The 22,734-nt window shown below is 69.2% G+C and carries 22 protein-coding genes; 12 read left to right on the forward strand and 10 right to left on the reverse strand.

All coding sequences use genetic code 11. The annotated features are described in order from the left end of the window. The first annotated feature begins 122 nt into the window (after window positions 1-122). The 3 genes from ABT340_RS19515 to ABT340_RS19525 all read left to right on the forward strand — a co-directional run bounded on the left by ABT340_RS19515 (window position 123) and on the right by ABT340_RS19525 (window position 3,537). Window positions 123-1,697, forward strand: coding sequence for a bifunctional 3-(3-hydroxy-phenyl)propionate/3-hydroxycinnamic acid hydroxylase (locus tag ABT340_RS19515; protein ID WP_352012172.1), 1,575 nt, complete (start codon window positions 123-125; stop codon window positions 1,695-1,697). Window positions 1,698-1,759: 62 nt separating this feature from the next. Further along, entirely contained in the window at window positions 1,760-2,692 is a 933-nt protein-coding gene (locus ABT340_RS19520) for a VOC family protein (RefSeq protein WP_352012173.1), read from the forward strand. Then, on the forward strand, window positions 2,692-3,537 hold the full coding sequence (locus tag ABT340_RS19525) for an alpha/beta fold hydrolase (RefSeq protein WP_352012174.1): 846 nt from the start codon (window positions 2,692-2,694) through the stop codon (window positions 3,535-3,537). The genes ABT340_RS19520 and ABT340_RS19525 overlap by 1 nt, the downstream gene beginning before the upstream one ends. A gap of 111 nt (window positions 3,538-3,648) precedes the next feature. On the opposite strand, the gene ABT340_RS19530 is transcribed toward ABT340_RS19525, so the two are convergent. Beyond that, window positions 3,649-3,933, reverse strand: a complete 285-nt coding sequence (locus ABT340_RS19530; protein ID WP_352012175.1) for a pyridoxamine 5'-phosphate oxidase family protein — start codon at window positions 3,931-3,933, stop codon at window positions 3,649-3,651. 160 nt (window positions 3,934-4,093) lie between these two features. Then, complete coding sequence (locus ABT340_RS19535) at window positions 4,094-4,870, reverse strand: HAD family hydrolase (RefSeq protein WP_352012176.1); 777 nt, start codon at window positions 4,868-4,870, stop codon at window positions 4,094-4,096. Window positions 4,871-5,210: 340 nt separating this feature from the next. Between ABT340_RS19535 and ABT340_RS19540 the strand changes: the two genes are divergently transcribed. Continuing rightward, window positions 5,211-5,750: a DUF1062 domain-containing protein gene (locus tag ABT340_RS19540; RefSeq protein ID WP_352012177.1), complete on the forward strand. Its 540-nt coding sequence runs from the start codon at window positions 5,211-5,213 to the stop codon at window positions 5,748-5,750. A 44-nt stretch (window positions 5,751-5,794) separates the two neighbouring features. Here the strand turns inward: ABT340_RS19540 and ABT340_RS19545 are convergent, their stop codons facing one another. From ABT340_RS19545 to ABT340_RS19555, 3 genes are read right to left on the reverse strand one after another with little or no spacing between them, the layout of a single operon-like run. Further along, window positions 5,795-6,460, reverse strand: coding sequence for a response regulator transcription factor (locus ABT340_RS19545; RefSeq protein ID WP_352012178.1), 666 nt, complete (start codon window positions 6,458-6,460; stop codon window positions 5,795-5,797). After that, on the reverse strand, window positions 6,457-7,605 hold the full coding sequence (locus ABT340_RS19550) for a sensor histidine kinase (protein ID WP_352012179.1): 1,149 nt from the start codon (window positions 7,603-7,605) through the stop codon (window positions 6,457-6,459). The genes ABT340_RS19545 and ABT340_RS19550 overlap by 4 nt, the downstream gene beginning before the upstream one ends. A 19-nt stretch (window positions 7,606-7,624) precedes the next feature. Continuing rightward, window positions 7,625-8,047 carry a hypothetical protein gene (locus tag ABT340_RS19555; protein ID WP_352012180.1) on the reverse strand — a complete coding sequence of 141 codons (423 nt, stop codon included), beginning with the start codon at window positions 8,045-8,047 and terminating at the stop codon, window positions 7,625-7,627. A 315-nt stretch (window positions 8,048-8,362) separates the two neighbouring features. Between ABT340_RS19555 and ABT340_RS19560 the strand changes: the two genes are divergently transcribed. Further along, a complete protein-coding gene (locus ABT340_RS19560; protein ID WP_352012181.1) occupies window positions 8,363-9,487 on the forward strand; it encodes an alpha/beta hydrolase family protein in 1,125 nt (374 codons plus the stop codon). Here ABT340_RS19560 and ABT340_RS19565 read toward each other — a convergent pair. Together ABT340_RS19565 and ABT340_RS19570 are read right to left on the reverse strand one after the other, a co-directional pair. Next, window positions 9,452-10,168 carry a response regulator gene (locus ABT340_RS19565; protein WP_352012182.1) on the reverse strand — a complete coding sequence of 239 codons (717 nt, stop codon included), beginning with the start codon at window positions 10,166-10,168 and terminating at the stop codon, window positions 9,452-9,454. The two genes, ABT340_RS19560 and ABT340_RS19565, sit on opposite strands and share 36 nt — an antisense overlap. Continuing rightward, complete coding sequence (locus tag ABT340_RS19570) at window positions 10,165-11,313, reverse strand: sensor histidine kinase (protein ID WP_352012183.1); 1,149 nt, start codon at window positions 11,311-11,313, stop codon at window positions 10,165-10,167. Before ABT340_RS19570 ends, ABT340_RS19565 begins: the two co-directional genes overlap by 4 nt. A 185-nt stretch (window positions 11,314-11,498) precedes the next feature. Between ABT340_RS19570 and ABT340_RS19575 the strand changes: the two genes are divergently transcribed. After that, a complete protein-coding gene (locus tag ABT340_RS19575) occupies window positions 11,499-12,011 on the forward strand; it encodes a GtrA family protein (RefSeq protein ID WP_352012184.1) in 513 nt (170 codons plus the stop codon). Between the two features lie 347 nt (window positions 12,012-12,358). Here ABT340_RS19575 and ABT340_RS19580 read toward each other — a convergent pair whose 3' ends face one another. The 3 genes from ABT340_RS19580 to ABT340_RS19590 all read right to left on the reverse strand — a co-directional run bounded on the left by ABT340_RS19580 (window position 12,359) and on the right by ABT340_RS19590 (window position 15,653). Beyond that, a complete protein-coding gene (locus ABT340_RS19580; protein ID WP_352012185.1) occupies window positions 12,359-12,784 on the reverse strand; it encodes a nuclear transport factor 2 family protein in 426 nt (141 codons plus the stop codon). A 442-nt stretch (window positions 12,785-13,226) separates the two neighbouring features. Beyond that, entirely contained in the window at window positions 13,227-14,570 is a 1,344-nt protein-coding gene (locus ABT340_RS19585) for an MFS transporter (protein ID WP_352012186.1), read from the reverse strand. 333 nt (window positions 14,571-14,903) lie between these two features. Beyond that, a complete protein-coding gene (locus ABT340_RS19590) occupies window positions 14,904-15,653 on the reverse strand; it encodes a TetR/AcrR family transcriptional regulator (protein ID WP_352012187.1) in 750 nt (249 codons plus the stop codon). A 325-nt stretch (window positions 15,654-15,978) separates the two neighbouring features. On the opposite strand from ABT340_RS19590, the gene ABT340_RS19595 reads away from it, so the two are divergent. The 6 genes from ABT340_RS19595 (at window position 15,979) to ABT340_RS19620 (ending at window position 22,611) form a co-directional block, all read left to right on the forward strand. Next, window positions 15,979-17,577: an MFS transporter gene (locus tag ABT340_RS19595; protein ID WP_352012188.1), complete on the forward strand. Its 1,599-nt coding sequence runs from the start codon at window positions 15,979-15,981 to the stop codon at window positions 17,575-17,577. A 314-nt stretch (window positions 17,578-17,891) separates the two neighbouring features. Further along, on the forward strand, window positions 17,892-18,290 hold the full coding sequence (locus ABT340_RS19600; protein WP_352012189.1) for a site-specific integrase: 399 nt from the start codon (window positions 17,892-17,894) through the stop codon (window positions 18,288-18,290). Window positions 18,291-18,412: 122 nt separating this feature from the next. Beyond that, window positions 18,413-19,027 (forward strand): TetR/AcrR family transcriptional regulator, encoded by a 615-nt coding sequence (locus tag ABT340_RS19605; protein WP_352012190.1) that lies wholly within the window; start codon window positions 18,413-18,415, stop codon window positions 19,025-19,027. 159 nt (window positions 19,028-19,186) lie between these two features. Continuing rightward, window positions 19,187-20,050, forward strand: a complete 864-nt coding sequence (locus tag ABT340_RS19610; protein ID WP_352012191.1) for an alpha/beta fold hydrolase — start codon at window positions 19,187-19,189, stop codon at window positions 20,048-20,050. A 444-nt stretch (window positions 20,051-20,494) separates the two neighbouring features. Further along, window positions 20,495-21,130, forward strand: coding sequence for a PadR family transcriptional regulator (locus ABT340_RS19615; RefSeq protein ID WP_352012192.1), 636 nt, complete (start codon window positions 20,495-20,497; stop codon window positions 21,128-21,130). Then, a complete protein-coding gene (locus tag ABT340_RS19620; RefSeq protein WP_352012193.1) occupies window positions 21,127-22,611 on the forward strand; it encodes an FAD-dependent monooxygenase in 1,485 nt (494 codons plus the stop codon). Before ABT340_RS19615 ends, ABT340_RS19620 begins: the two co-directional genes overlap by 4 nt. Window positions 22,612-22,734 lie beyond the last annotated feature (123 nt).

Consider the following 22,734-nt stretch of genomic DNA (forward strand, 5'->3'; position numbering starts at 1 on the left):
ACTCGGAGGGCGGCTCTTGACACATCGCCGCTGGTCATTGTTACCCTCCTCACTATCGTACCGACCGATCGGTCCAAAACTGCCGCGCCGAGCACACGCGGCCAGGACAACGGAGTCAGCGCATGACCGAGAGCTACGACGCGGATGTCGCGATCATCGGATACGGCCCGACCGGTGTGATCGCCGCACTCACCCTCGCCAGGTACGGAGTCTCCGCCGTCGCCCTCGAACGGGACAGGGACATCTACCCCCGAGCCCGGGCCGTGACCGTCAACGACTGGACGATGCGGATCTTCCAGGATCTCGGCATCGACGAGCGGATCGAGAAGAAGATCGACCCCCAGCGGGCCCTGCGCTGGGTGACCTACGACGGCACGGAGATCATGCGGGTCGAGCACCCGCCCTCGACGCTGGGCCGCAAGCCGCGCTTCTACAACATCTACCAGCCGACGATGGAGACCGAACTGCGCGCCGCCGCGCTGGAGTACGGCGACCGCATCACCGTCCACTACGGCGCCGAGGTCACCGGGATCGACCAGCACGACGACGGCGTCACCGTCACCTCGACGGACACCGCGACCGGTGAGACCCGCACCGTCCGCGCCCGGTACGCGATCGGCGCCGACGGCGGCAGCAGCACGACCCGGGACGAGGTGGGCTGCCGGCTGCTGGGCGACACCAACGACGTCACATGGGTGGTCATCGACTGCCGCGTCAAGCGGTGGTGGCCCGACCGCGACTTCCTGACCTTCTGGTCCGACAAGGAACGCCCGGTCGTCGACATCGCGCTGTCCGCGGGCAACCACCGCTGGGAGATCCCGCTCAAGCCGGACGAGTCCCCGGCGGACTACCCGACCAGCGCCGAGGTGTGGCCGCTGCTCCAGGCGCTCGGCGTCACGGAGGAGGACGTCGAGATCCACCAGCACGCCTTCTACCGGCACCACACCCGGATGGCCGACACCTGGCGCCGGGGCCGGGTCTTCCTGGCCGGCGACGCGGCCCACCTGATGCCGCCGTGGGCGGGCGCCGGAATGCAGACCGGAATGCGCGACGCCCACAATCTGTGCTGGAAACTCGCCCGCGTGATCAAAGGCGAGCTGCCCGAGAGCTGGCTGGAGACCTACGAGGCGGAGCGGCGTCCGAACGCCGCCTTCTACACCGGCCTCGCGGTCCAGCTCGGGCGGGTCATCAAGCAGGAGCTGTCCGAACAGGAGCAGGCCGCGATGAACGCGGTGCCCCAGGACACGGTCACCCCGTTCGAGCCACCGCTCATCGCCCCGCCGGTGCTTGAGGGCGGCTGGATCAGGGGCCCGCTGGGCGATGCCAGCATCGTCGGCCGAATGGTCCCGCAGCCGATCACCGGCGACGCGATCGGCCGGATGGTGCGCCTGGACGACCTCCTCGGCGACGGCTTCGTGCTGCTCGGTGGTGACGTCGACCCCTCGACCCTGCTGACGGCGGAGGAGAAGGCGGGCTGGGACGCGCTCGGCGCGCGCTACGTCGCGGTGCGGCCGAAGACGGCGTACACGCAGGGGCCGGACGAACTGGTCGACCTGGACGAGGTCCTGCTGCCGTGGCTGCGCAGGTACGGCGCCCGCGCCGTGGCGCTGCGCCCCGACAGGTTCGTCGCCGCGTCCGACGTCGGCGGCCTCGCCGTACCCGCCCTCGCCGTACCCGCCCTCGCCGTGCCCGCCTGAGACCGGCCGGCCGGGCCACCGGCCTGAGAAATCTGAGAAGCCTGAGAAGAAGGAGAAGAGAGATGCCCCGAGTCAAGGAGCTCGGTTACGTCGTCTACGAGGTCAGCGACCTCGCCGACTGGGAGCACTTCGGCGTCGAGCTGCTGGGCATGCCGATCGGCGAGAGAACCGGCACCGGGTTCACCCTGCGCACCGACGAGAAGGCCCACCGCTGGATCGTCACCGAGGGCCCCGCCGACGACCTGGTGGCCACGGGCTACGAGGTCGTCGACGCGGCCGAGCTCGACGCGCTGGTCGAGAAGGTGCGCGCGGCCGGGATCGAGGTCGCCGAGGGCGACCCCGCCCTCGCCGCCGCCCGTAAGGTGGAGCGGATCTTCGTCACCGCGGACCCGATGGGCAACCGCATCGAGCTGGTCACCGGCCTGGCCGAGGCCGGCACTCCGTTCGAGTCCGCCAAGCTGCTCGGCGGCTTCGTGACGGGCGCGGGCGGCGCGGGCCACCAGGTCCTCCTGGCGCACGACGTCCCGCGGGAGACCTACCTGGGCTTCTACATCGACCTGCTCGGATTCAAGGTCAGCGACATCATCGTCGAGGAGGTGACCCCGGGTGTGGTCGCCGACCTGATCTTCCTGCACTGCAACGGCCGCCACCACACCGTGGCCTTCGGTGACCTGCCGTCGCCGAAGAGGACCCACCACTTCATGGTCGAGGTGACCGACATCCGCGACGTCGGCAGGGCCTACGACCGGTGCATGGACGCCAAGCAGCCGTTCGAGATGACACTCGGCATGCACCCGAACGACCACATGTTCAGCTTCTACGTCTTCACGCCCTCGGGCTTCAGCGTCGAGTACGGCTGGGGCGGGCTGATCATCGACGACGAGACGTGGGAGGTCAGGACGCTCGACAAGCTGCACAGCTGGGGTCACCGCCCCTCGGCCGTCGTCGCCGAACTGCTCGCCGCCGCACCCGCACCGAACGGAGAAGACCAGTGATGGCCCTCGACCCCAAGGACATCGCCCGCACGGTCCAGACGAACGACTGGAAGCTCCGCTACTACGAGGCGGGCTCCGGCCACCCGGTCGTCCTGCTGCACGGCAGCGGGCCGGGCGCGACCGGGTGGAGCAACTTCGCGGGCAACATCGAGGCGCTGGCCGAGCACTTCCACGTGTACGCCGTCGACATGCCCGGCTGGGGCGAGTCGGACCCCGCGACCGTCGACCGGCTCGACCATGTGGAGGCGGTGATCCAGTTCCTGGACGCCCTCGGCATCGAGAAGGCCGCGTTCGTCGGCAACTCGATGGGCGGTCAGACCTCGCTGCGTCTGGCCACCGAGCACCCGGACCGGATCTCGCACCTGGTCACCATGGGCCCGCCGGTCGGCCGGATGCCGACGCTCTTCGGTGCCGGCGGCGGCCCCTCCGAAGGCCTCAAGGTGCTGATCGAGGCCTACCACGACGCGAGCCCGGAGAACATGCGCAGGCTCGTCGAGATCATGGTCTACGACAAGGCCCGCTTCGCCACCCCCGAGTTGTGCCAGGCGCGTTCGGACGCCGCGCTCGCCCGTCCGGACCATCTGCGCAACTACGTGGACGGCCTGCCGAAGGGCGCGCCGCTGCCGAAGTGGGTCAAGCCGGAGGCACTGCCGGCGATCCAGGTGCCGACCCTGCTCATCCACGGCCGCGACGACCGCGTCGTCTCGTTCGAGACCTCGCTGTACCTGCTGGCGAACATCCCGAACAGCAGGCTGGTGCTGCTCAACCACTGCGGGCACTGGGCGATGATCGAGCACGCCGACGAGTTCAACCGGCTGGTCGTCGACTTCGTCGCGAACAACTGACCCGACCGGCGGGGCCGACCGGCCCCGCGCGGTTGAGCCGTACGACCGGGCTGCCAGTGCGGGAGCGCCCCGGCAGTGCTTGAGTTCTCCTCGCTGTGGGCGGGGCCGTTCTCAGGCGTTCTCGCGCTCGGCCCGCCCGCGGATCAGCAGGATCTTGGGCGGGTGCACCTCGGTGTCGATCGTCAGGGCGACCATCGGGTTCTCGCGCAGGGCCGGAAGCTTCGGGGCGTTCTTCGTGGTGCACATGACGATCTCCGAGCCGTTCCAGGTGAACGCGATCGGAATGTTCCTGGGCGTGCCGTCCTTGGCCACGTACGCCAGCCGGGCCACGTGACGGGCCGGCAGCTCCCGGCTGATCGGCCGGTCCAGAATCTCGGTGATCTCGTTCGCTCGCATGGCCGTTCCTCCAAGGTCGTCGTCGTGTTCCACCCCGGGGACGGAGCCGCCGGAGCGTTCTCGACGTCCGTCGGCTCCGAGTTTCGGATTATCTCCGGCCGCCACCGCCGGACCCGGCGGTCGTCTCTTCCCATGGGATCCCCGGGGATGAGCTGATCGATCATGCCGGTGGGGTTGTCACGCCGCTCGAAGACCTGTGCCGGCGTGTCGACTCCGTGAACGACAGGCGGCCGGGGAGGTCGGTGAGACGTTCGACGCGGAGCACGGTCTCCTCCGCCGCCGGTGACGGCTCACCGGTGACGAAGTCGATGCCGCGGTCCAGCCAGACGCCGGTGAGCCCGGCGAGGGAGGCCGCGTTCACGTCACTTTCCAGCATGTCGCCCACGTTGACCGCCCGGGCCGGGTCCGTCCGCATCCACCGGCAGGCGGCGGCGTAGGCGGCGGGCTTGGCCGTACCGAGCTCGGTCGGGGTCAGGACGGCCTCGAAGTACTCCAGGAGGCCGAAGCGGGCGAGCTTGGCGCGCTGCTGTCCGGGGTCGCCGTTGGTGAGGACGGCCAGGCGCGGTCCGTGGGGGAGTCGTTTCAGGGTCTCCAGGCATGGCCGGACGTCGGGATAGCTCCGCCAGGACTCCTCGAACGCGGTGAGGTAGCGCTCGGTGATCCAGGCGTCCAGAAGAGCGGGGTCCTCCGGAACCGGCTCGCCGAGCATGGGCAGGAAGGAGCGGACCCTGCGCCGGTGGTGTTCGGCGAAGGAACACTGACCGGCCAGGTACTCCCGCATGTGGCGTCCCTCCAGCGTCCACCACGACGTCACCAGCTCCTCCAATGGAGCCGTCGCGTTGGGCGCGGCCCGGACGACCTGGCCGATCGTTTCCAGGACCGCGCTTCGGTGATCCACCAGGGTGCCGTCCAGGTCGAAGAAAATCACATCCGCCATGGCAGGATCATCCCTTGGCGCCCGTCCCCGGCACGCGGGGGGTGGAGCCGTCCGGCGGCTTCACCCGAGGGTCCGGCGAGCCGACACCGTCGGAAAACCGCTTGAGGCCTCCTGCCGCGTTCCCGTAGCTTGCCCCAAGCACCGTCGTCGTGAGGACAGAGGACAAGACCGCGTGACCCCGCCTGCTCTTTAACCTGACACGCTTCTTCGCTCACCTGTAGCCGACGCTCTCGTCGGTTCCGCCGGGCTGCCTCGTGCGCCCGGTTCTGCGGCGTTTGAGGCCGCGCGCAATCGGCCTCGTGTCAGGTCTAGAGAGATCATGTCTTCACAACCTCATATCGTGCTGCCCTGGGTCATCCGTCGGACCAGGCTTCCCCTGCTGTCGTTGCGGTGCGTGGACTGCCGGTCGGAGTCGGCCACCACCGGCGAGGGCAGGTTCCGCGTCAACGCCAACGGCAAGCTGCTGGACGTGTGGCTGCTGGTCCGCTGCGTGTCCTGCGACCGGACGAGCAAGCTCACCGTGCACGAGCGGGCGCCGGTCAGATCCCTCGATCCGGCCCAACTCGACGGCTATCTCGTCAACGATCCGGGACTGGTGGCGTCCAGACTGCTGGACCCGCTGTTCGCCCAGCGCAACCACTTCACCCTCGACTGGACGGGGGCCTGGCGGCTGGAGACCCCGTCGGCATGGCTCGACGAGGCGTGGCCGGTCCAGGTGGAGGTCACCTTCGACGATCCGGTGCCGGTGCGTCCGGAACGGCTCATCGCGCGGGGGCTCGGCCTCAGCAGGAACGAGGTGTTGCGCCGGATCAAGTGCGACGTCTCGCTGCGCCGTACGACGAGCACCGGATTCACCTTCACCGTGATGGCTGAGAACTAGAGGTGGTGAGGCCACCCGGCCTCACCACCTCCTCGGAGTCGTCGTCACGCGCCGGGCCGTACGAGGCCGCTCTCGTAGGCCAAAATGACCAGCTGGACCCTGTCGCGCACGTTCAGTTTGGCGATGGCCCTGGTGATGTGGGTCTTGGCGGTGAACGGGCTGATGACGAGGCGCTCGGCGATCTCGTTGTTGGAGAGTCCGAGCGCCACGAGCTTGACCGTCTCCAGTTCCCGGGAGGTGAGGGCGGCCATTCGCCGCCCCGCGTCAGGCGTGAAGTCCTGCCGGTGGGCGAACCGCTCGACGACACGGCGGGTGACGCCCGGCGACAGGAGCGCGTCCCCACCGGCGACGGCGGCGACCGCCCGGCGGAGTTCCGCGGGCTCGACCTCCTTGGTGAGGAAGCCGCTGGCTCCGGCGCGCAGGGCGGCGAAGACGTGTTCGTCGGTGTCGAACGTGGTGAGGATGATGACGCGGCAGCCCAGGATGGCCGGGTCGGTGACGATGCGGCGCGTGGCGGTGATCCCGTCGGTGCCCGGCATGCGGATGTCCATGAGAACCACGTCAGGGCGGGTGCTCACGGTCAGCCGTACGGCTTCGTCGCCGTCCTGGGCCTCGCCGATGACGGTGATGTCCCGGGAGCGGGCCAGCAGGCTGCGGAAGCCGGCCCGTACGAGCGCCTGGTCGTCGGCGAGGAGGACCTTGATCGTCATGCCATCGAGCCTGCCACAGGGATGTCGGCCCGTACGGCGAAGCCGCCACCGGGGACGGGGCCCGCGGTGAACTCGCCCCCGAGCGCGCTCACCCGTTCGCGCATGCCGGCCAGGCCGTGGCCCTCGGTGACATCGGCGCCACCCGGGACGCCGCGGCCGTCGTCGATGATCTCGACGGTGATCGAGTGCGGCCGGTAGCCGATCGTCACCTCGGCCTTGCTCGCCTCCCCGTGCTTGAGCGTGTTGGCCAGGGACTCCTGAACGACGCGGTAGACGGCGATGGCGGGAGTGGCGGAGACGGCCGCGCGGTCGCCGCGCTCATCGAGGATCACCTCAAGCCCGGCGGCGCGGATGTCCGCGATGAGAGCGTCCAGGGAGGCCAGGTCCGCCTGGGGCGCGATGTCGGCCGGGCTGTCACGCAGGGTCGCGATGAGCGAGCGAAGGTCGCTCATCGCCCGGTTCCTGACGTCCTTCGCCAGGCGTAGCGCGGCGGCGGCCTCGGCCGGGTCCTCCTGGAGGGTGTCGGCGGCGACGTTGAGCTGCACCCCGACGACGGCCAGGGTGTGCGCGATGATGTCGTGTACCTCGTGCGAGACGTGCAGCCGTTCCTCGGCGGCGCGGGCACGGTTGTCGGATTCGCGCAACCGCTCACGCCAGCGCGTCGTGGCGGCGTAGGTGAGGCCGGCGGCGATGAGGATCGCCAGGAGCAGTCCTTCCCCCACGACGTGGGTCAGGTAGTGGGTCGGGTTCCTGTCCAGGACCCAGCGGGCGTCGACAGCGGAGTAGACCAGTTGGGCCAGGCCGATGACGGGCACCCAGCGCACACGTGGTGTGGTGGCCACGGTGAAGTAGGCGACCGCGACCGGCCAGATCCAACCGGGGGGAGACCAGTGTCCGGTGAGGTGGTAGACGAAGACACCGCCGATCGACAACAGCAGCACGGTCATCGGCCAGCGGCGTCTTACCAGCAGGAGCGCTCCGAGAAACAGACCGAGGGGGATCTGGCCCTGCCAGGGGCTGTGCACCCCGGTGGCGAGGGCCACGGCGACGAAGAAGACCAGGGTCAGGACGGCGAGCGTGATGTCGATGATCCGGGCGAAGTGCCGGACAGGAGTGGGTTCGCGCCGTGCGAACGACTCGGCCATGCGGAGGCCCCGGATCCGATCAGACGTGGGTGACCAGGAGGGTCACGCCCGCCTCACCGCCGCAGTCGACGAAGACAGGGCCGACGCCGTTACCGATCCTGGGGGAGAGGGTCGCCTTCGCCACGAATCCCTTCGGGTCGTCCTTCACGATGCGGATGTTCTGCAGCACCGGGTTCTTCAAGTCGATCCCGGCGACCACTGCCTTGAGCCCCTTGCCGCCGCCGCAGTGGCCGGTGATCGTCACCTCCTGGCCCCGTTCGGTGGTGGGGTTGGGGCTGACCTGAACCACGGCCCTGGCTCCCTTCGGCGGCTTCGGCGCGGCCGTCGCAACGGTGGCCTCGCCGGCCGTGCCGGTCTGGGCGCCGGCCGGTGCCCAGGCCGATCCCAGCAGACCGGCCGTCAGGCTCAGCCCGGCGATCGCCGTCATCACTCGCTTGTTCATGGTGATTCCTCCAGCTTTCGTGTCGTTGTTTCAAGGGGAAACGTTAGGCCGGGCAGTGGCGGGAGCGCGTCGTCCGTCGATCGTCACCTGATCTTGCACCGTTCGCCGTACGCGTTACTCCAAAGGGAGTAGGCATCGAGCCTCAAGGACGGTGACCCGCGCCCTGAATCCGCAGGTCCGCCGCCTGACGGCCGGTTCCGGTCGCGAGCGTCATCCCTGAAAACGATCTCCGTCGAGCGCTACCTTCCTGGGTTGAGCCGGAGGTCCTCCTCACGCCAGAGGCGGCAGCCGGACACGACTGACACCGTGAACAGGGTGAAACGTGCACTCATCATCACCGCCATGGCCCTCACACTGGCCGGATGCGGCTCCACCCCACCGCAACGCCTGACGATCCCGAAGCCGACGGGCCCGCATCCGGTGGGGACCGTCTCGGTCCACCTGGTCGATCAGTCCCGTTCGGATCCCTGGAAGGGCTCCGGCAGGAAGCGGGAGCTGATGGTCAGCCTGTGGTACCCGGCCCGGGACACGCAGGCCCACCCGATCGCCCCCTGGATGCCGAAGGCGGCGGCGGAGCAGTACCTGAAGATGAACGACCTGGAGCCGGGCTCGTTGCTGACGGACAGAACCGACGGCCACGAGGGCGCGCCCGCCGACACGAGCCTGGGCGAACTGCCGGTCGTCCTGTACTCACCGGGCGCCAACGCCTCGCGCGCGTACGGGACCGGCGTCGTCGAGGAACTGGCCAGCCGGGGATACGCGGTGGTCACCGTCGATCACCCCTATGACGCGGCGGTGGTGGAGTTCCCCGGCGGCCGGGTTGAGACGGGTGACGAGGTGACCGACTTCGCCAAGGCGGTCGACATCCGGGTGGCCGACGTGCGGTTCGTCCTGGACAGCCTGCCCTCCCTGGAGGAGAAACTGCCCGGTCGTGACGGGAAGCCGCTCTTCGACCTCGCGCGCATCGGAATGTTCGGGCACTCGCTCGGTGGCGCGGCCACCTCCTCCGCCATGTACGCCGACCCCCGGATCAAGGCCGGGCTCGGCCTGGACGGCGCCATCCTTGGCAAGGTCGCGCAGTCCGGTCTCGACCGGCCGTACATGGTGGTCGACACCAACGGGAAGGGCGGCATGGCGACCAATCCGACGCTGCGCGCCTTCTGGGACGGGCTGCGGGGCTGGCGGCTCAACGTGACCCTCAAGGGTGCGGCCCACAACTCCTTCGGCGACGACGTCCTGCTCATCCCCATGTCGGCCAAGCCACTGGGGCTGGGCAAGGCGCAGCTTGAGGAGGTCGTCGGCACGATCCCGGCCGAGCGGGCGCTGGCCTTCCAACGCGCCTACCCGCTGGCCTTCTTCGAGCAGAACCTGCGCGGCCGTCCGCAGGCGTTGCTGCGGGGCCCGTCAGCCGCCTTCCCCGAGGTCTCCTACCGCCGCTGACGGCGCCTGCCCGCCGGCCGTGACCAGGCCGCCCTCGTAGGCGGCGATGACGAGCTGCGCCCGGTCGTGCGCGGCGAGCTTGGCCAGCAGGCTGCGGATATGGGTCTTGACCGTCGCCTGCCCGATGCCGAGCCGCTCGGCGATCTGCGGGTTGGTCAGTCCCTGAGCCACCAGCAGGAGCACCTCCCGCTCCCGGGCGGACAGCTGGGTCAGCCCCGCCGCGAGCCGGGCCGGAATCCCGGTGAACCCGCGCCGGGCGAACTCCCCGATCAGTCGCGTGGTGACCGACGGGGCCAGCAACGCCTGTCCTTCCCCCACGACGCGCAGCGCCTCCAGCAGGTCGCCCGGCCGGGTGTCCTTCAGCAGGAATCCGCTGGCTCCGGCCCGCAACGCCCCGTAGACGTACTCGTCGAGATCGAACGTGGTCAGCATCACCACCCGCGTGGCGGCGGTCACCGGGCCGGTCCGGATCAGCTCGGTGGCCTTGATCCCGTCGAGGCCGGGCATGCGGACGTCCATGAGCACCAGATCGGGCCGGAGGCCGCGGGCCAGCTCCACGGCCTGCTCTCCGGTCCCGGCCTCGCCGACGGTCTCCAGGTCGGGGGCGGTGTCGATCAGCCTGCGCAGCCCCGCGCGCAGCAACGCCTGGTCCTCGGCGACCAGCACTGTGAACGTGCTCATCTCTCGTCCTTCCCGGAACCGCCCGGCGACAGCAGCCTTGCGCGGACGGCGAAGCCGCCTCCGGGCTCCGGCCCCGCCGAGAACGTTCCGCCGTACAGGGTCACCCGCTCCTCCAGCCCGGCCAGCCCGTGGCCCCCCTCCCGCGGCGCGCCCCCGCGGCCGTCGTCGACGACCTCGACCACCAGCTCATGCTCCGCCCGGGTGCCGACGGCCACCCGGCATCGGGCCGGTCCGGCGTGTTTGAGCACGTTGGTCAGCGACTCCTGCACGAGGCGATAGACGACGAGGGCCTCCTCGTCGCCGAGCGCGAGGCCGGGCTCGACGGCGAGCTCCACCCGTACGTCACCGGCCGGGATCGCCGCGACCAGCTCGCGCAACGAGTCCAACGTGTACGGCGGGCCGTCCCGGTCTGCTGAGTCGTCGCGGAGCAGACCGAGGAGCCTGCGCAGGTCCGCCAGCGCCTTCCGGCCGGTCTCCTCGATGATCGACAGGGCCTCGCTCGCCTCTTCTGGGTGCGTGGCGGCGATGTGGTTGGCGATGCCGGCCCGCATGGAGATCAGGCCCATGCTGTGGGCGACGACGTCGTGCACGTCACGAGCCATGCGCAGCCGTTCCGCCGTGGCCGCGGCCTGCGCCGACCGTGCGACGGCCTGCGCGGCGTACGCGCGCTGCTCCCGTACGGCAAGCCCGATCGTCCACGCCAGGCCGAGCGTCAGCCAGGCGAATCCGCACGCCGACGCGGCCTCTGCCCATGAGAGCGAGCCGATCGCGGAGCCGGCGGCGGTCACCGCCAGCGCGGCCACCAGCGCCGCCACCGCCGTCCGGCGCGCCTCCAGCAGCGCCACCGCGTGCAGCGCGACCGCCAAGGGCACGAACGGCTCCTCCCACCCGGTGAACGGCGCGAACACCGCCGCCACCAGGACCAGGACGCAGACCGTCACCGGCCACCGGCGCCGGACCGCCAGTGGCAGGCAGGCCAGCGCGATCACCGGCACGGCCGCGTACGTCGGCACTCGGGCGGACTCCGGCACCAGCACCGCCGACGCCGAGAACCCGGCGGCCAGGGCGAAGGCCGCGAACACGTCGACGGCGACCCAGTGTCCCGGTCGCAGCCTGCGCGCGATCAAGGGACGCCGTTCGGCCATGCGCCCACCCTAGAGGGACGGGCCTCACTAGGCACCACGGCGCCGTGTCAAAGCTCATGATCACGCGGCTTCGCCCTCGGGTACGGTTCCAGCCGGGCAAATCGTGTTCGTCAAACTTGTCATGGAACGTCTGACTGGTGAGAAGATCGGGGGTGCTCCGAATAGCAAAAGCGGTACTCGCAAGGTTGCCGGAACCGCTGCACGCGCTTGCGCTGAAGCACCGCGAACTACTGAAGTTCACAGCGGTCGGTGGGACGGCGTTCCTCGTGGACAACGCGATGTTCTATGGGCTGAAGCTGACCGTTCTGGAACCGAAGCCCGTGACCGCGAAGATCATCGCAGTGCTCGTGGCGACGATCGTGTCCTACGTGCTGAACCGCGAATGGTCGTTCCGTGCCAGGGGCGGTCGCGAGCGCCGTCACGAGGCGGCGCTGTTCTTCCTGGTCAGCGGGATCGGCCTGGTGCTCAACTCCGCACCGCTGTGGGTCTCGCGGTACGCGTTCGGCATGGAGACGCCGGATGTGAGCCTGGTGGCCCAGGAGATCGCCGACTTCGTGAGCGCGCAGGTCGTCGGCACGCTGATCGCCATGGTCTTCCGCTTCTGGGCGTTCCGGAAGTGGGTCTTCCCCGAGGAGGGGATCCGGCCCGGCCGCGTGCGGCTGGCCCCCGCTTCCGATGCCACGGACAAGGCGGCCTGACGGCGGCGAATCCAGAAGCCGGCCCTCAAGGGGCCCCGCAAGCTGCGTCGGCGATTCCCCGGGCTCCTTCAGGGGTCATCCCTGGAGGGGGTGGGTTCTTCACGTTCGATTTCACCACGGGCAGCCGGGTGCGGCAGGACGACAAGGTCGTTCACGCCACCCCGCCCGGCGGCCGACCATCGAGAGCGCACCTCCTGTCGTATCCAGGCCTGTCGTATCCGGACCGCGAAGGAACGCTTCACCCCGCACCCAGAACGGTGCCGCCCGCGACCCACCGCGGGCGGCACCGTTCCCCTTCCGGGAGGCCGGCTCAGCATCCAGACGTGCCCTGACCGGGAACGGCTCGGTCAGCCGCGCTTGGCGGACGGCCAGCCGTGACCCCAGCCGCCCTGGACCATGGTCTGGAACGCCCACCCGTTCTCCGCCCGCACCAGCAGGTCGACGTAGTGCATGCGGTGCTCCTGGCCTTCGACCGTCATCGTCGCCTCGGTCTCCACGACCACCAGGTTCGGGGTGAGAAAGCGCGGGGTGCGCGTCGAACGCAGGTCAAGCCCGGCGGTGCCGCCGCCCATGGACTCCTTCATCGCCTCGACATACTCGGCTCGCGTCCACTGACGGACGCTCGCGTAGCCGCCCGGCGTGTCGGTGGCCACGTTCATCGGGAAGACCGCCAGGTCAGCCAGCTGTTCGATGGAGCCTTGCTCGGCAAGCGCATCGTAGTCGGCGAACCATTCCTCGACGCTCTTCAGTTCTTCGGCACTCGGCTGGTACATGCTGCTCCTCCTTGTAACGTACGTCGTACCGTACACCATACGGAACACTGGTTCTCACATAGGGGTGCCACCGGAAAACACAGAAGAAGGATCGGACCGGACTTCGGCGACAGCGGGTGACGACCTGATGGAAAGCACCTCTGTCTGAAACTCACCGGCACCGAACCGGACGGCGAGCAACTGACGCTGTTCGGCACCGAGGAGCAGGACACGCCCAGAGGCGATGAGGATGGTACGGCGGACGCCGCGGCCTGATCCTCCGATGACCGGCTCGCAGCCCACATCGCCGCCCTGAGCTGAGCTTCTTTCCGATCGCTTAATCGTTGATCTGGGCATGCCCTTGACTGACGCGCAGCGGGCGCGGATCGAGCCACTGTTCCCGGGTCGAACACATGGCCGCGCCGCCACGCCGCTGCCTGACGGAGCGTGGCGGCGCGGTCTCCTACTCGGTCTGCGGTCGCACCTCCGTGATGGCCGAGGAACGGCTGACGACCACGGCACCGACGGCCAGCCCGGCGATGGCGAGGACCGCTGCGATCAGGAACGGGTCTGCGGCGTGCACGGCGGGGGCGAACCCGATGCCCACGTAGACTGCTACGCCGCTTGCCCCGCCGAGCTGGTCGGCTGCTCGCTGGACGCCGGAGGCGATCCCGGCGTCCTCGTCGGTCGTTCCGCTGACCGCGATGTACTGCAGCCCCACCAGCCCGAAGCCCATCCCGGCGGCGATCAGCAGCATCGCCGGAAGCAGCCACGTCGCCCCGGCACCCAGGGCTGCCACAAGCGCGATCACCGTCATCGCGCCCGCAGCGGCTCCGAGACCTGCCAGCACGCACGCGCGTGCTCCCCAACGGCCCAGCTGCCTCGGCACGAGAACCGAGGCCGCGATCAGCGCAACAGCCAGCGGGAGCATCGTGAGGCCGGCTCCCAGCGGACCGATTCCGAGACGGTTCTGCAGGTAGAACGTGAACAGCAGGAATGAGGTCGACAACGCCCCGCTGAGCAGCATCGTTGTCAGGTTCGCCCTCACCCGGGCACGGTTGGCGAAGAAGGCCGGCGGCACCAGCGGGTTCGAGGACCGCAACTCGACCCGCACGAACCCGGCGGCGGCCAGCACCGCACCTGCCAGCGCTGCCAGGCTCACCCACGGGCTCGTTCCGGATTCTCCTGCTTCGACCGCGGCGTAGGTGAACGACAGCGGGCACGCGGTCAGCAGGAGCGCGCCTGGCAGGTCCAGCCGGGCCCGTTTACGTGAAGCGGGACGGTCGGCCTTGACGAGCACGAGCATGGCCATGATCACGACCAGGACGAACGGCACCGAGATCAGGAAGATCCAGCGCCAACCCAGACGGGCGGTGATGATTCCGGAGAGGGCGAATCCCAGCACCAGACCGCAGCTGGCGACTGCGGCCCACACGCTCAGGGCCCGCGACCGGCGTGGGCCCTCGGGGAACATCAGCACGATGGTGGCCATCGCCGCCGGCAGTGCGATAGCCTCGCCGGCCCCCTGGAAGAGGCGCGCGGCCACCAGGACCGCGAACGAGGGGGCCAGCCCCGCCAGCAGCGATGCCGCACCGAACAGGGTCGTGCCGACCAGCAGCGTGCGGCGGCGGCCTAGCAGGTCGCTGAGGCGACCGCCGAGCGTGAGCAGCCCGCCGCCGGTGATGGTGTAGCCGACCACTATCCAGGTCAGCGACTGGCCGTCGACGCCGAGATCCGCGCCGATTGAGGGCAGCGCGATGTTGACCACGGTCACGTCGACCGCGATGAAGAACTGCAGCATGGCCATCGCGCACAGTACGAGCCATGCGCGTACGGGAGACGGGCTTTGCCCGCGGGAAGAAGTAATGCCTGAAAGCATCGAGTGCTCCGTCGCTCTGAAGAGTTTCCGAGCAGCACAAACGGCCGCTCCGGACTGATCACGAAGCGACTGGACGTTCCAGGATGGGTGGTGCTGAGAGTCGAACGTCCCGCCGCTAGCGGGACGTCCTGGTCACTGCCGCACAAGCGGCCGAGCACGATGCGCCTGACATGCCGATCAGCCTAGCAGCAGCGCCTGTCACCCCCCGGCGCGTCAGGATCACCTGTCCGCGCGACCTCTGAGCCGAGTCCACTGAGCCGTTTAGCGTGACTTCTCGTTCCGATGGTCGCCAGACCTCGAATCGATGCCCCGTCTGGCCAGATCGGCCGCGATGCCGTCCAGGATGCCGGCAAGTCCTGAGGCGAACAGGGCGTCGAGGTCCCAGGGAGTGGCGCCTGCGCGCATCGCGCGGGCGAGCCGGGGATATGCCCCAGGTGCGAAAAGCGGATTCTGTGCCTCATTCGAGGCTTTCGCCCCCTGAGCTGGGGCGATTCGCGCCTGCCGTTCCGCCTCCATGTCGCTGACGTAGGTCAGCGCCACGCCCTGCACGTACGAGGCGAACATGAACATGTACCGGAAAGCCTCGGCGGGTTCGAGGTCGAGTCCGTCGAACGCGGAGAAAGCGCTTTCACTGTCCGCCGCGAGAGCCGGGCTGAAGTACGCGCGGGTTGTCACCATGACTCTCGGCAGGATCCACGGGTGGCGGTGGTAAAGGTCCCAGTCACGGTATGCGGCGCGTTCGAGACCGTGACGCCAGTCCCGCGGCGCCGAGTCGGGCAGGGGCACATCGGCCATCGCGGCCTCCACCATCAGGGCCACCAGGTCGTCCTTGGACGCCACGTGCCGGTACAAGGACATGGTGCCGGTGCCGAGGTCCATGGCGACCCGGCGCATCGACAGCGCGTCGAGTCCCTCCGCGTCCGCGATGACGATCCCGGCTCGCACGATGCGTTCAACGGTGAGATGCGGCGCGCCGTCGTTGTCTTCCGGGGTGCCGGCCGGTGCCTCCACTCTGCGTGCCCGGTACGCCTTCGCTTGGCACGCGCGGGAGCAGTAGAGCCTCGGTCGGCCCCGATCGGCGGGTTCCAGCGACTTTCCGCATGACGCGCATGCCGGTTGCACCGACATCACCACACTCCTTTTCGTCACACACTCCGGGTTGTGTCGAAATCCTAGACCATCGAGGATTCCAGCGTGCGGTGCAGGCAAAGTGGCAGCTTAGAAAGATGTTGTACGAGTTCAACGTGCATGCGTATTCTGTACGCTCCAGTGCGTACAAAGTACCCACCGGGGCGATTTGTCCCGACCTGGCCAACGCGACTCAGGAACCGAGGAAATGACTGAAGTAGACAGAACAGCCGGAGCCAGGGAGTGGGTCGGGCTCGCGGTCCTGGTATTGCCCTGCGTACTGGCGTCCATGGATATGTCCGTCATGTTCGTCGCGCTCCCGTCCCTGACGGCCGACCTCAAGCCGAGCAGCTCCGAACTGTTGTGGATCATGGATGCTTACGGCTTCCTCCTCGCCGGCCTGCTCATCACGATGGGTACGCTCGGCGACCGGATCGGACGGCGGCGGGTGCTGCTGGCGGGCGCCGCGGCCTTCGGTGCCGCCTCCGTTCTGGCGGCCTACTCGACCGGCTCCGGGTCGCTCATCGCGGCCCGCGCGCTCCTGGGCATCGCCGGATCCACGCTGGCGCCGTCCACGCTTTCCCTGATCCGCAACATGTTCCACGACGCCAAACAGCGGGCTGCCGCGGTCGGTGTCTGGACGGCGGGCTTCGCGGGCGGCGCCGTACTCGGCCCGATCATCGGCGGACTGCTGCTGGAGCACTTCTGGTGGGGGTCGGTCTTCCTGATCAACGTGCCGGTGATGGTCCTGCTCCTGGTCCTCGGCCCGCTGCTGCTTCCCGAATATCGCGACCCCAGGCCGGGCCGTTTCGACCTGCTCGGCGCCGCCCTGTCCCTTCTGGCCGTACTCGGCGTCATCTACGGCGTCAAACTGCTGGCGGAGCGCGGTCTTGAGTGGGTTCCCCTGTTGTACTGCGCCGCCGGACTCGCCGTAGGGGCGGCCTTCGTCCACCGTCAGCGCGTGACCGCGAACCCCATGATCGACCTTGCGCTGTTCCGCACACGCCGATTCAACGTGCCCTTGCTCATCGGCGCGCTGGCGACATTCGGACTGGTCGGCTTCTCCCTGTTCAACTGGCAGTTCATGCAGCTCGTTCTGGGCATGGGACCGTTCGAGTCGGCTCTGTGGTCCCTGCCCACCTTCCTCGTGATGCCGCTGGGCATCGCACTGGCCACCGCGATCGCGCCCCGCATCGGTAAACCCAACGTGATCGCCGCCGGGCTGCTCGTGGCAGCCGCCGGCTACGCCATGCTGACCCTGATCCAAGCCGGTTCGGGAATCGGCTACCTCGTCAGCGGCCTGACAATCGTCGCGATCGGTATCGGCGGAGTCTCCGCCGTGGTCACCGAGGTGATCCTGTCCGCCGCACCACCGGAGCGGGCCGGGGCGGCCTCCGCCATGGCCGAGACCTCGGCCGAGTTCGGCGGGGCGCTGGGCATCGCGATCCTGGGCAGCGTCGGCACCGCCGTCTACCGTTCGGAACTGGCGGCCAAGGCTCCTGACACCCTCACGCCCAAGGAACTGGAGGCCGCGCGGAACACCCTCGGCGGTGCCGTCGACACAGCCGCGACCCTTCCGGAGGGCGCCGCCGAAATGCTGCGCAGCGTGGCATTCGACGCTTTCGCCCAGGAGATGCGGATCGCCTCGGTGGTCTGCGTCGTTCTGATGACGGGCGCGGCCGTCCTCATCGCCCTCCTGCTCCGCACCGCACACACCCGGCCCGGATCCGAGGCCCCGGAATCCGCAGCAGGACACAACGGCCGGGACCAAGCAGGTGACCTGGACTTCACGGCGACCCCATCGTGAGCAAAGGTCTCGCAGGCCGTACCGGCGCCCGCCCGGCTGCCCGGGCCCTGGTGCCCAGGGGATCCGTAGTACTCGCGGAAAATCGGGCGGATACGAACCTGATCTGATGCGCTGTACGCGTTACCGGCGCCGTGCCGCCGGGTCTCGGTTGTTCCGCCGCCGGGTCTCGGTTGTTCCGCCGGCGGGCCAGGGCCTTGGGGGGCAGGCGGGCGTAGTGGGCCAGGAGGGTGGAGGTGCTGGCGCTGTCCTCGGCAGCGTGAGTGAGGGCGGAGCGGCGTGGCCGGTGAGGTGTCCAGGGCCCGCCAGGGCAGCCGGTGGCGCGATCGAGTGGGTGTACTGGGACAGCGCACCGCCCACCTGCCGCCCCGGGTACTCCGGCTTCCGGATGGCAGGACCCGCACGAAACGACCGGTGTTCCTGTCCGAGCGTCGCCCGCCGCCCGCCGCCCGGCCGACATCTGCCCGTACACCGGGCGCGCCCGCCTCGGCTACGACCGCGCCCGCGTCCTGCTGGACAAGTACGCCGGGTTCGATCTGCACCAGCTGCGCCACAGCGCCGCCACCCACCTCGGCGAGACTGAAGTGCCGCCGCAGCTCATCATGGGCAAGACCCGTCGCAAGAGCCCCCGCACCGCAATCCGCTACGTCAAACCCGGACCTGAGGCCATCGTCACGGCCACCGAGGTCCTCGCGCCCCGTCGCCGTGCCCACTGACCAACTGAGTGGACGTGGTGGGCGCTCACCTCGCTGCGGTCGCGGACGAGAAGCGGTGTGCCTGGTCAGCCCTTATCCAATATGTTAACCGTGGTTCCCGTTTCTTTCAGAGAGGTACGTACGTGGCCGAGTCCGACGAGCTGGAGTCCCTCATCTCGCAGGGGCGCAAACATGGGGTGCGCAAGCGGGTCATCCTGTTGCAGGCGGCCCGGCTCTTCGTGGAGCGTGGTTACGCCGACACGGGGATCGACGACATCGGGGTCGCGGTGGGCATCTCCGGACCCGCGGTCTACCGGCATTTTCCCGGCAAGCAGGCCATCCTTCTCGCCCTGATCGAGTTGTCGCTGGAACGCCTTCGGGAGGGGACGCAAGCCGCGCTGGCCAACCGGGACCGGGACCCGCAGGAGGCGCTGATCGCCCTGGTGGACTGGTTCTCCCGGTCGTCCGTCGAGAACCGGAGCCTGACTCTGATCATGCAGGCCGAGCTTCTGTGGCTGCCGGAGCAGGATCGGCGGCGGCTCAACCGCCAGATGCGGCAGATACGTGAGGAGTGGGTCGGGCTGCTGATCGAGGTACGGCCGGAGTTGTCGGACCTCGCGGCGCGGATCGCCGTCACCTCCGTCATGGGGATGGTGACGGCGGTGCTCGCCGCCCGGCTGAGCGACGACATCCGGGCGCTGGGCGTGCACCTGCGAGCCCAGATGCTCGCCGTCCTGCATGCGCCGGCTGGATTGTGACGGTCCGGATCAAGCAAAAAGTTAACGTGTATATACTTTTTGCTTTGGGAGGGTGCTGTGGGAGCGGACTCGGCGCACGGTCCGTGAGCGCTCGTCCTCGTACGGGATGTCGTAGCGCCAGTCGTCGCCACTGGTGCGAGCCAGAACGAGGGGCAGAACATGATGGAACGCATCGTCGAGGCCAACGGAATCCGTCTGTGGTGCGAGACGTTCGGCGACTCGGCCGACCCCGCACTGTTGCTCGTGATGGGGCTCGGCGCCCGAGGTGCCACCTGGCCCGACGAGCTCTGCCGCCTTCTCCAGGAGGGAGGCCGGTACGTCATCCGCTATGACAACCGGGACACCGGGCTGTCCGGCCGCGTGGATTACGAGGCCAACCCGTACACCATGGTCGACCTCGCCCAGGACGCCGTCGGTCTGCTCGACGGCTTGGGCATCGCCACGGCGGATGTGGTCGGCGCCTCGATGGGCGGCATGATCGCCCAGGAGATCGCGCTCGAACACGCTGACCGGCTGCGCAGCCTGACCGTCATCATGTCGAGCGCCGAGCCCCTCGACCCCGCGACCAACACCTTCCGGGGCACGGTACGCGATCCACGGCTGGCCGCCTGGGACGCCGAACAGATCGCCAATCCGCCCAGCACCCAGGAGGAGCACGTCGAGTCGCACCTCAAACTGGCACGCATTCTCGCCGGACAGCTGACGCCGTTCGACGAGGCGGCCACGCGCGTGATCATCGAGCGGGAGATCGAGAACGCCACCAATGCGGGCCACGCCTCGAAGAACCACATCCTCGCGGCCTTCGCCTCCCGCGACCGTTCCGGGCTTGTCGGCTCGATCACCGCTCCGACTCTGGTGATTCACGGCTCGGACGATCCCATGGCGCCCTTCGCTCACGGCCAGGCCCTGGCGGCGGCGATTCCCGGCAGCGAGTTCCTGCCCATCGAGGGAATGGGGCACGGGTTCCCGCCACCGGTGATTCCCCGGATCTCCGCCGCGATCCTCCGGCACACCGGGCGATAGCCGACAAGCGTCGATCGCGGGGAGCCGCCCGCGTACGGCAGGTCGTGCATTCTCGACGTTCCACGCCCGCGCTGCCCGGTAGTTCGAGTTCGCCAGGCACTCGCCCGATCTGATCACGGAAGCCCAGCAGTTGCCGGGCGCGCTCCTGGAGCGCGGCGGGGAGCCCCTCGACTGGTGGCGTCGCACACATGGGAGGCAGCGGGGCCGCCTCGTGGGTTCGCGGGGCCTGGCGCCCGGGTGCGGTCGGCTGGGTCAGCGCACGTTCGGAGGCGGGGAAACCGCAGTTCGCCAACGAGCGGGAACCCGTTGACGCCGGGTTCCGTTCCACATCTCCCTGACCCCCGATCCGTGTTCGCCGTCGCCCTGCGCGCGAATCCGCAGGGGCTTGCCTCTGATAGTCGATACCGTATAGTCGGTTCCTACTATTAGAGATCGGTGATGAAGATGACGAAGCGGAAGGTCTCCAACACCCTGGCGCTGGCCGTGCTGGGCCTGCTCCAGGAACAGCCAATGCACCCGTACGAGATGGCGGCCACCCTGCGGGAGCGGCACAAGGACAGCAGCTTCAAGGTCAACTCCGGGTCCCTGTACGACACGGTCGAGGCGTTGGTCCGGCATGACTGGATCGAGCCGATGGAGACGGCGCGCGATGGCAGGCGGCCGGAGCGAACCGTGTACGCGACAACCGAGCTGGGCCAAAGCGAATTCGTGCACTGGATCGACGAGCTTCTGCGTATGCCCGTCGCGGAATACCCGAAGTTCATGGCCGCGGTGTCCTACCTCGGCGCTCTCGGTCCGGACAGGGCGGCGGAGGCACTGGCCGAACGGGCGGGGCATCTGGCCCAACGGATCGAGGAGACGAACACGGTGCTGGCCGACACGGTCGGCTCCGGTAAGGTCCCCCGCTTGTTCATGATCGAAACCGAGTGCGCACTGCACGCCTGGGAGGCCGAACTGGCCTGGACGCGGCGGACCATCGCTGAGATCCGCGACGGCAGCCTGTTCTGGCCCAAGGTCGAACAAACCGAACAGGGATGGACCTGGTCCGCCCCCACGTCCCCGGAAGGAACCACCCGATGACCGAGGTGCTGATCGTCGGAGCCGGCCCGGCCGGACTGTTACTCGCGAGCGAACTCCGGCTCGCCGGCGTCGACACGGTCGTCGTCGAACGCCACGCGCAACGGCCGGACTTCTGCCGGGGCTTCAACCTCAACGCCCGCGCCCTGGACCTGCTGGCGCGGCGCGGCCTCGCCGAGAGGCTTATCAGCGAGGGCTGGCAAGTGCCGCACGCCGCGTTCTCCGGCCTGCCGGTGACACTCGCCCTCCCCGGCACGCACACCGACCACCCGTACTCGCTGGGCATCCCGCAGACCCGGGTCGAGGAGATATTAGAGGCGCACGCCCTCGACCTGGGAGCCGACATCCGGCGCGGACACGAACTGCGCGTGCTGGAACAGGATTCCGAATCCGTCACCGCCACCGTCACCACCGGCGACCGCGAGTACCGCGTCCGGGCCGCGTACCTGGTCGGCTGCGACGGCGGCCGCAGCACCGTCCGCAAACAGGCCGGCATCGACTTCCCCGGTACCGCGGCGACCCGCTTCTTCCTGCTCGGCGACGTCGAGCTCGCCGACCCCGAGGCATTGCCGTTCGGCGCGACCACCGGCCCTGACGGATCCGTGTTCGTCATCCCCCGCCCCGGCTACGTCAGGATCATCACCTCCGACCGGCAACCACCTGCGGACAAAGACACCCCGGTCACCCTGGACCTGCTCCAAACCGCCGTGGACGACGCGCTCGGCCGCCATGTCGGGCTACGCGCCGCACGCTGGCTGACCCGGTTCGGCAACGCGGCCCGGCAGGCGTCCGAGTACGTCCGAGGCAGGGTCATCCTGGCCGGAGACGCCGCACACATCCACCCGCCGGCCGGGGCGATCGGCGTCAACGTCGCCCTGGACGACGCGTTCAACCTCGGCTGGAAACTCGCCGCCACCGTGCGCGGCACCGCTCCGACGCACCTGCTCGCCAGCTACCACGCCGAACGCCACACCGCCGGTGCGCACGTGCTGGCCAACACGCGAGCCCAGGTGCTGCTCGGCGACGCCGACGACCGGCTCGCTCCGATCACCGACCTCCTCACTCGCCTCGCCCGCCACCCTGCGGGCAACCGCGCTCTCACCGAGACCATCACCGGGCTGGACACCCGCTACGAGATGCGCCCCGACTCCGGCCATCCCTGGCTGGGCCGCCTGGCGCCCGACCTCGCCCTGACCACAGGCGACGGCCGTACACGCCTGGCCGAGTTGCTCACCTCGGGACGCGGCGCGCTGCTCGACCTGACCGGAGCGGGCACCATCCGCGATTCGGCCGCAGGATGGGCAGACCGAGTGGACATCGTCACCGCGACCTGCCCCGACCATCCCGAACTCGCGGCCGTCCTCCTGCGGCCGGACGGGCACACCGCCTGGCTGCGCGCCGCCGGTCACGACCACGCCGACGGGCTCCACCAGGCACTGCAGCACTGGCACGGCCCGGCCGCACAATCGGGTCGTTGTCGGTGATGACGCTCTTGCCACAGAGCACCCCCTCGGGGAGGCCATACCGTACGCTACGGTGCGATGCGGCCTTCGTCGTTGAGGTGCGGCGTCGACCAGGCGGTGTCCGGAACATGATGTCGCTGTAGC

The organism is Streptosporangium sp. NPDC000239, assembly GCF_040300765.1.
Taxonomy (GTDB): domain Bacteria; phylum Actinomycetota; class Actinomycetes; order Streptosporangiales; family Streptosporangiaceae; genus Streptosporangium.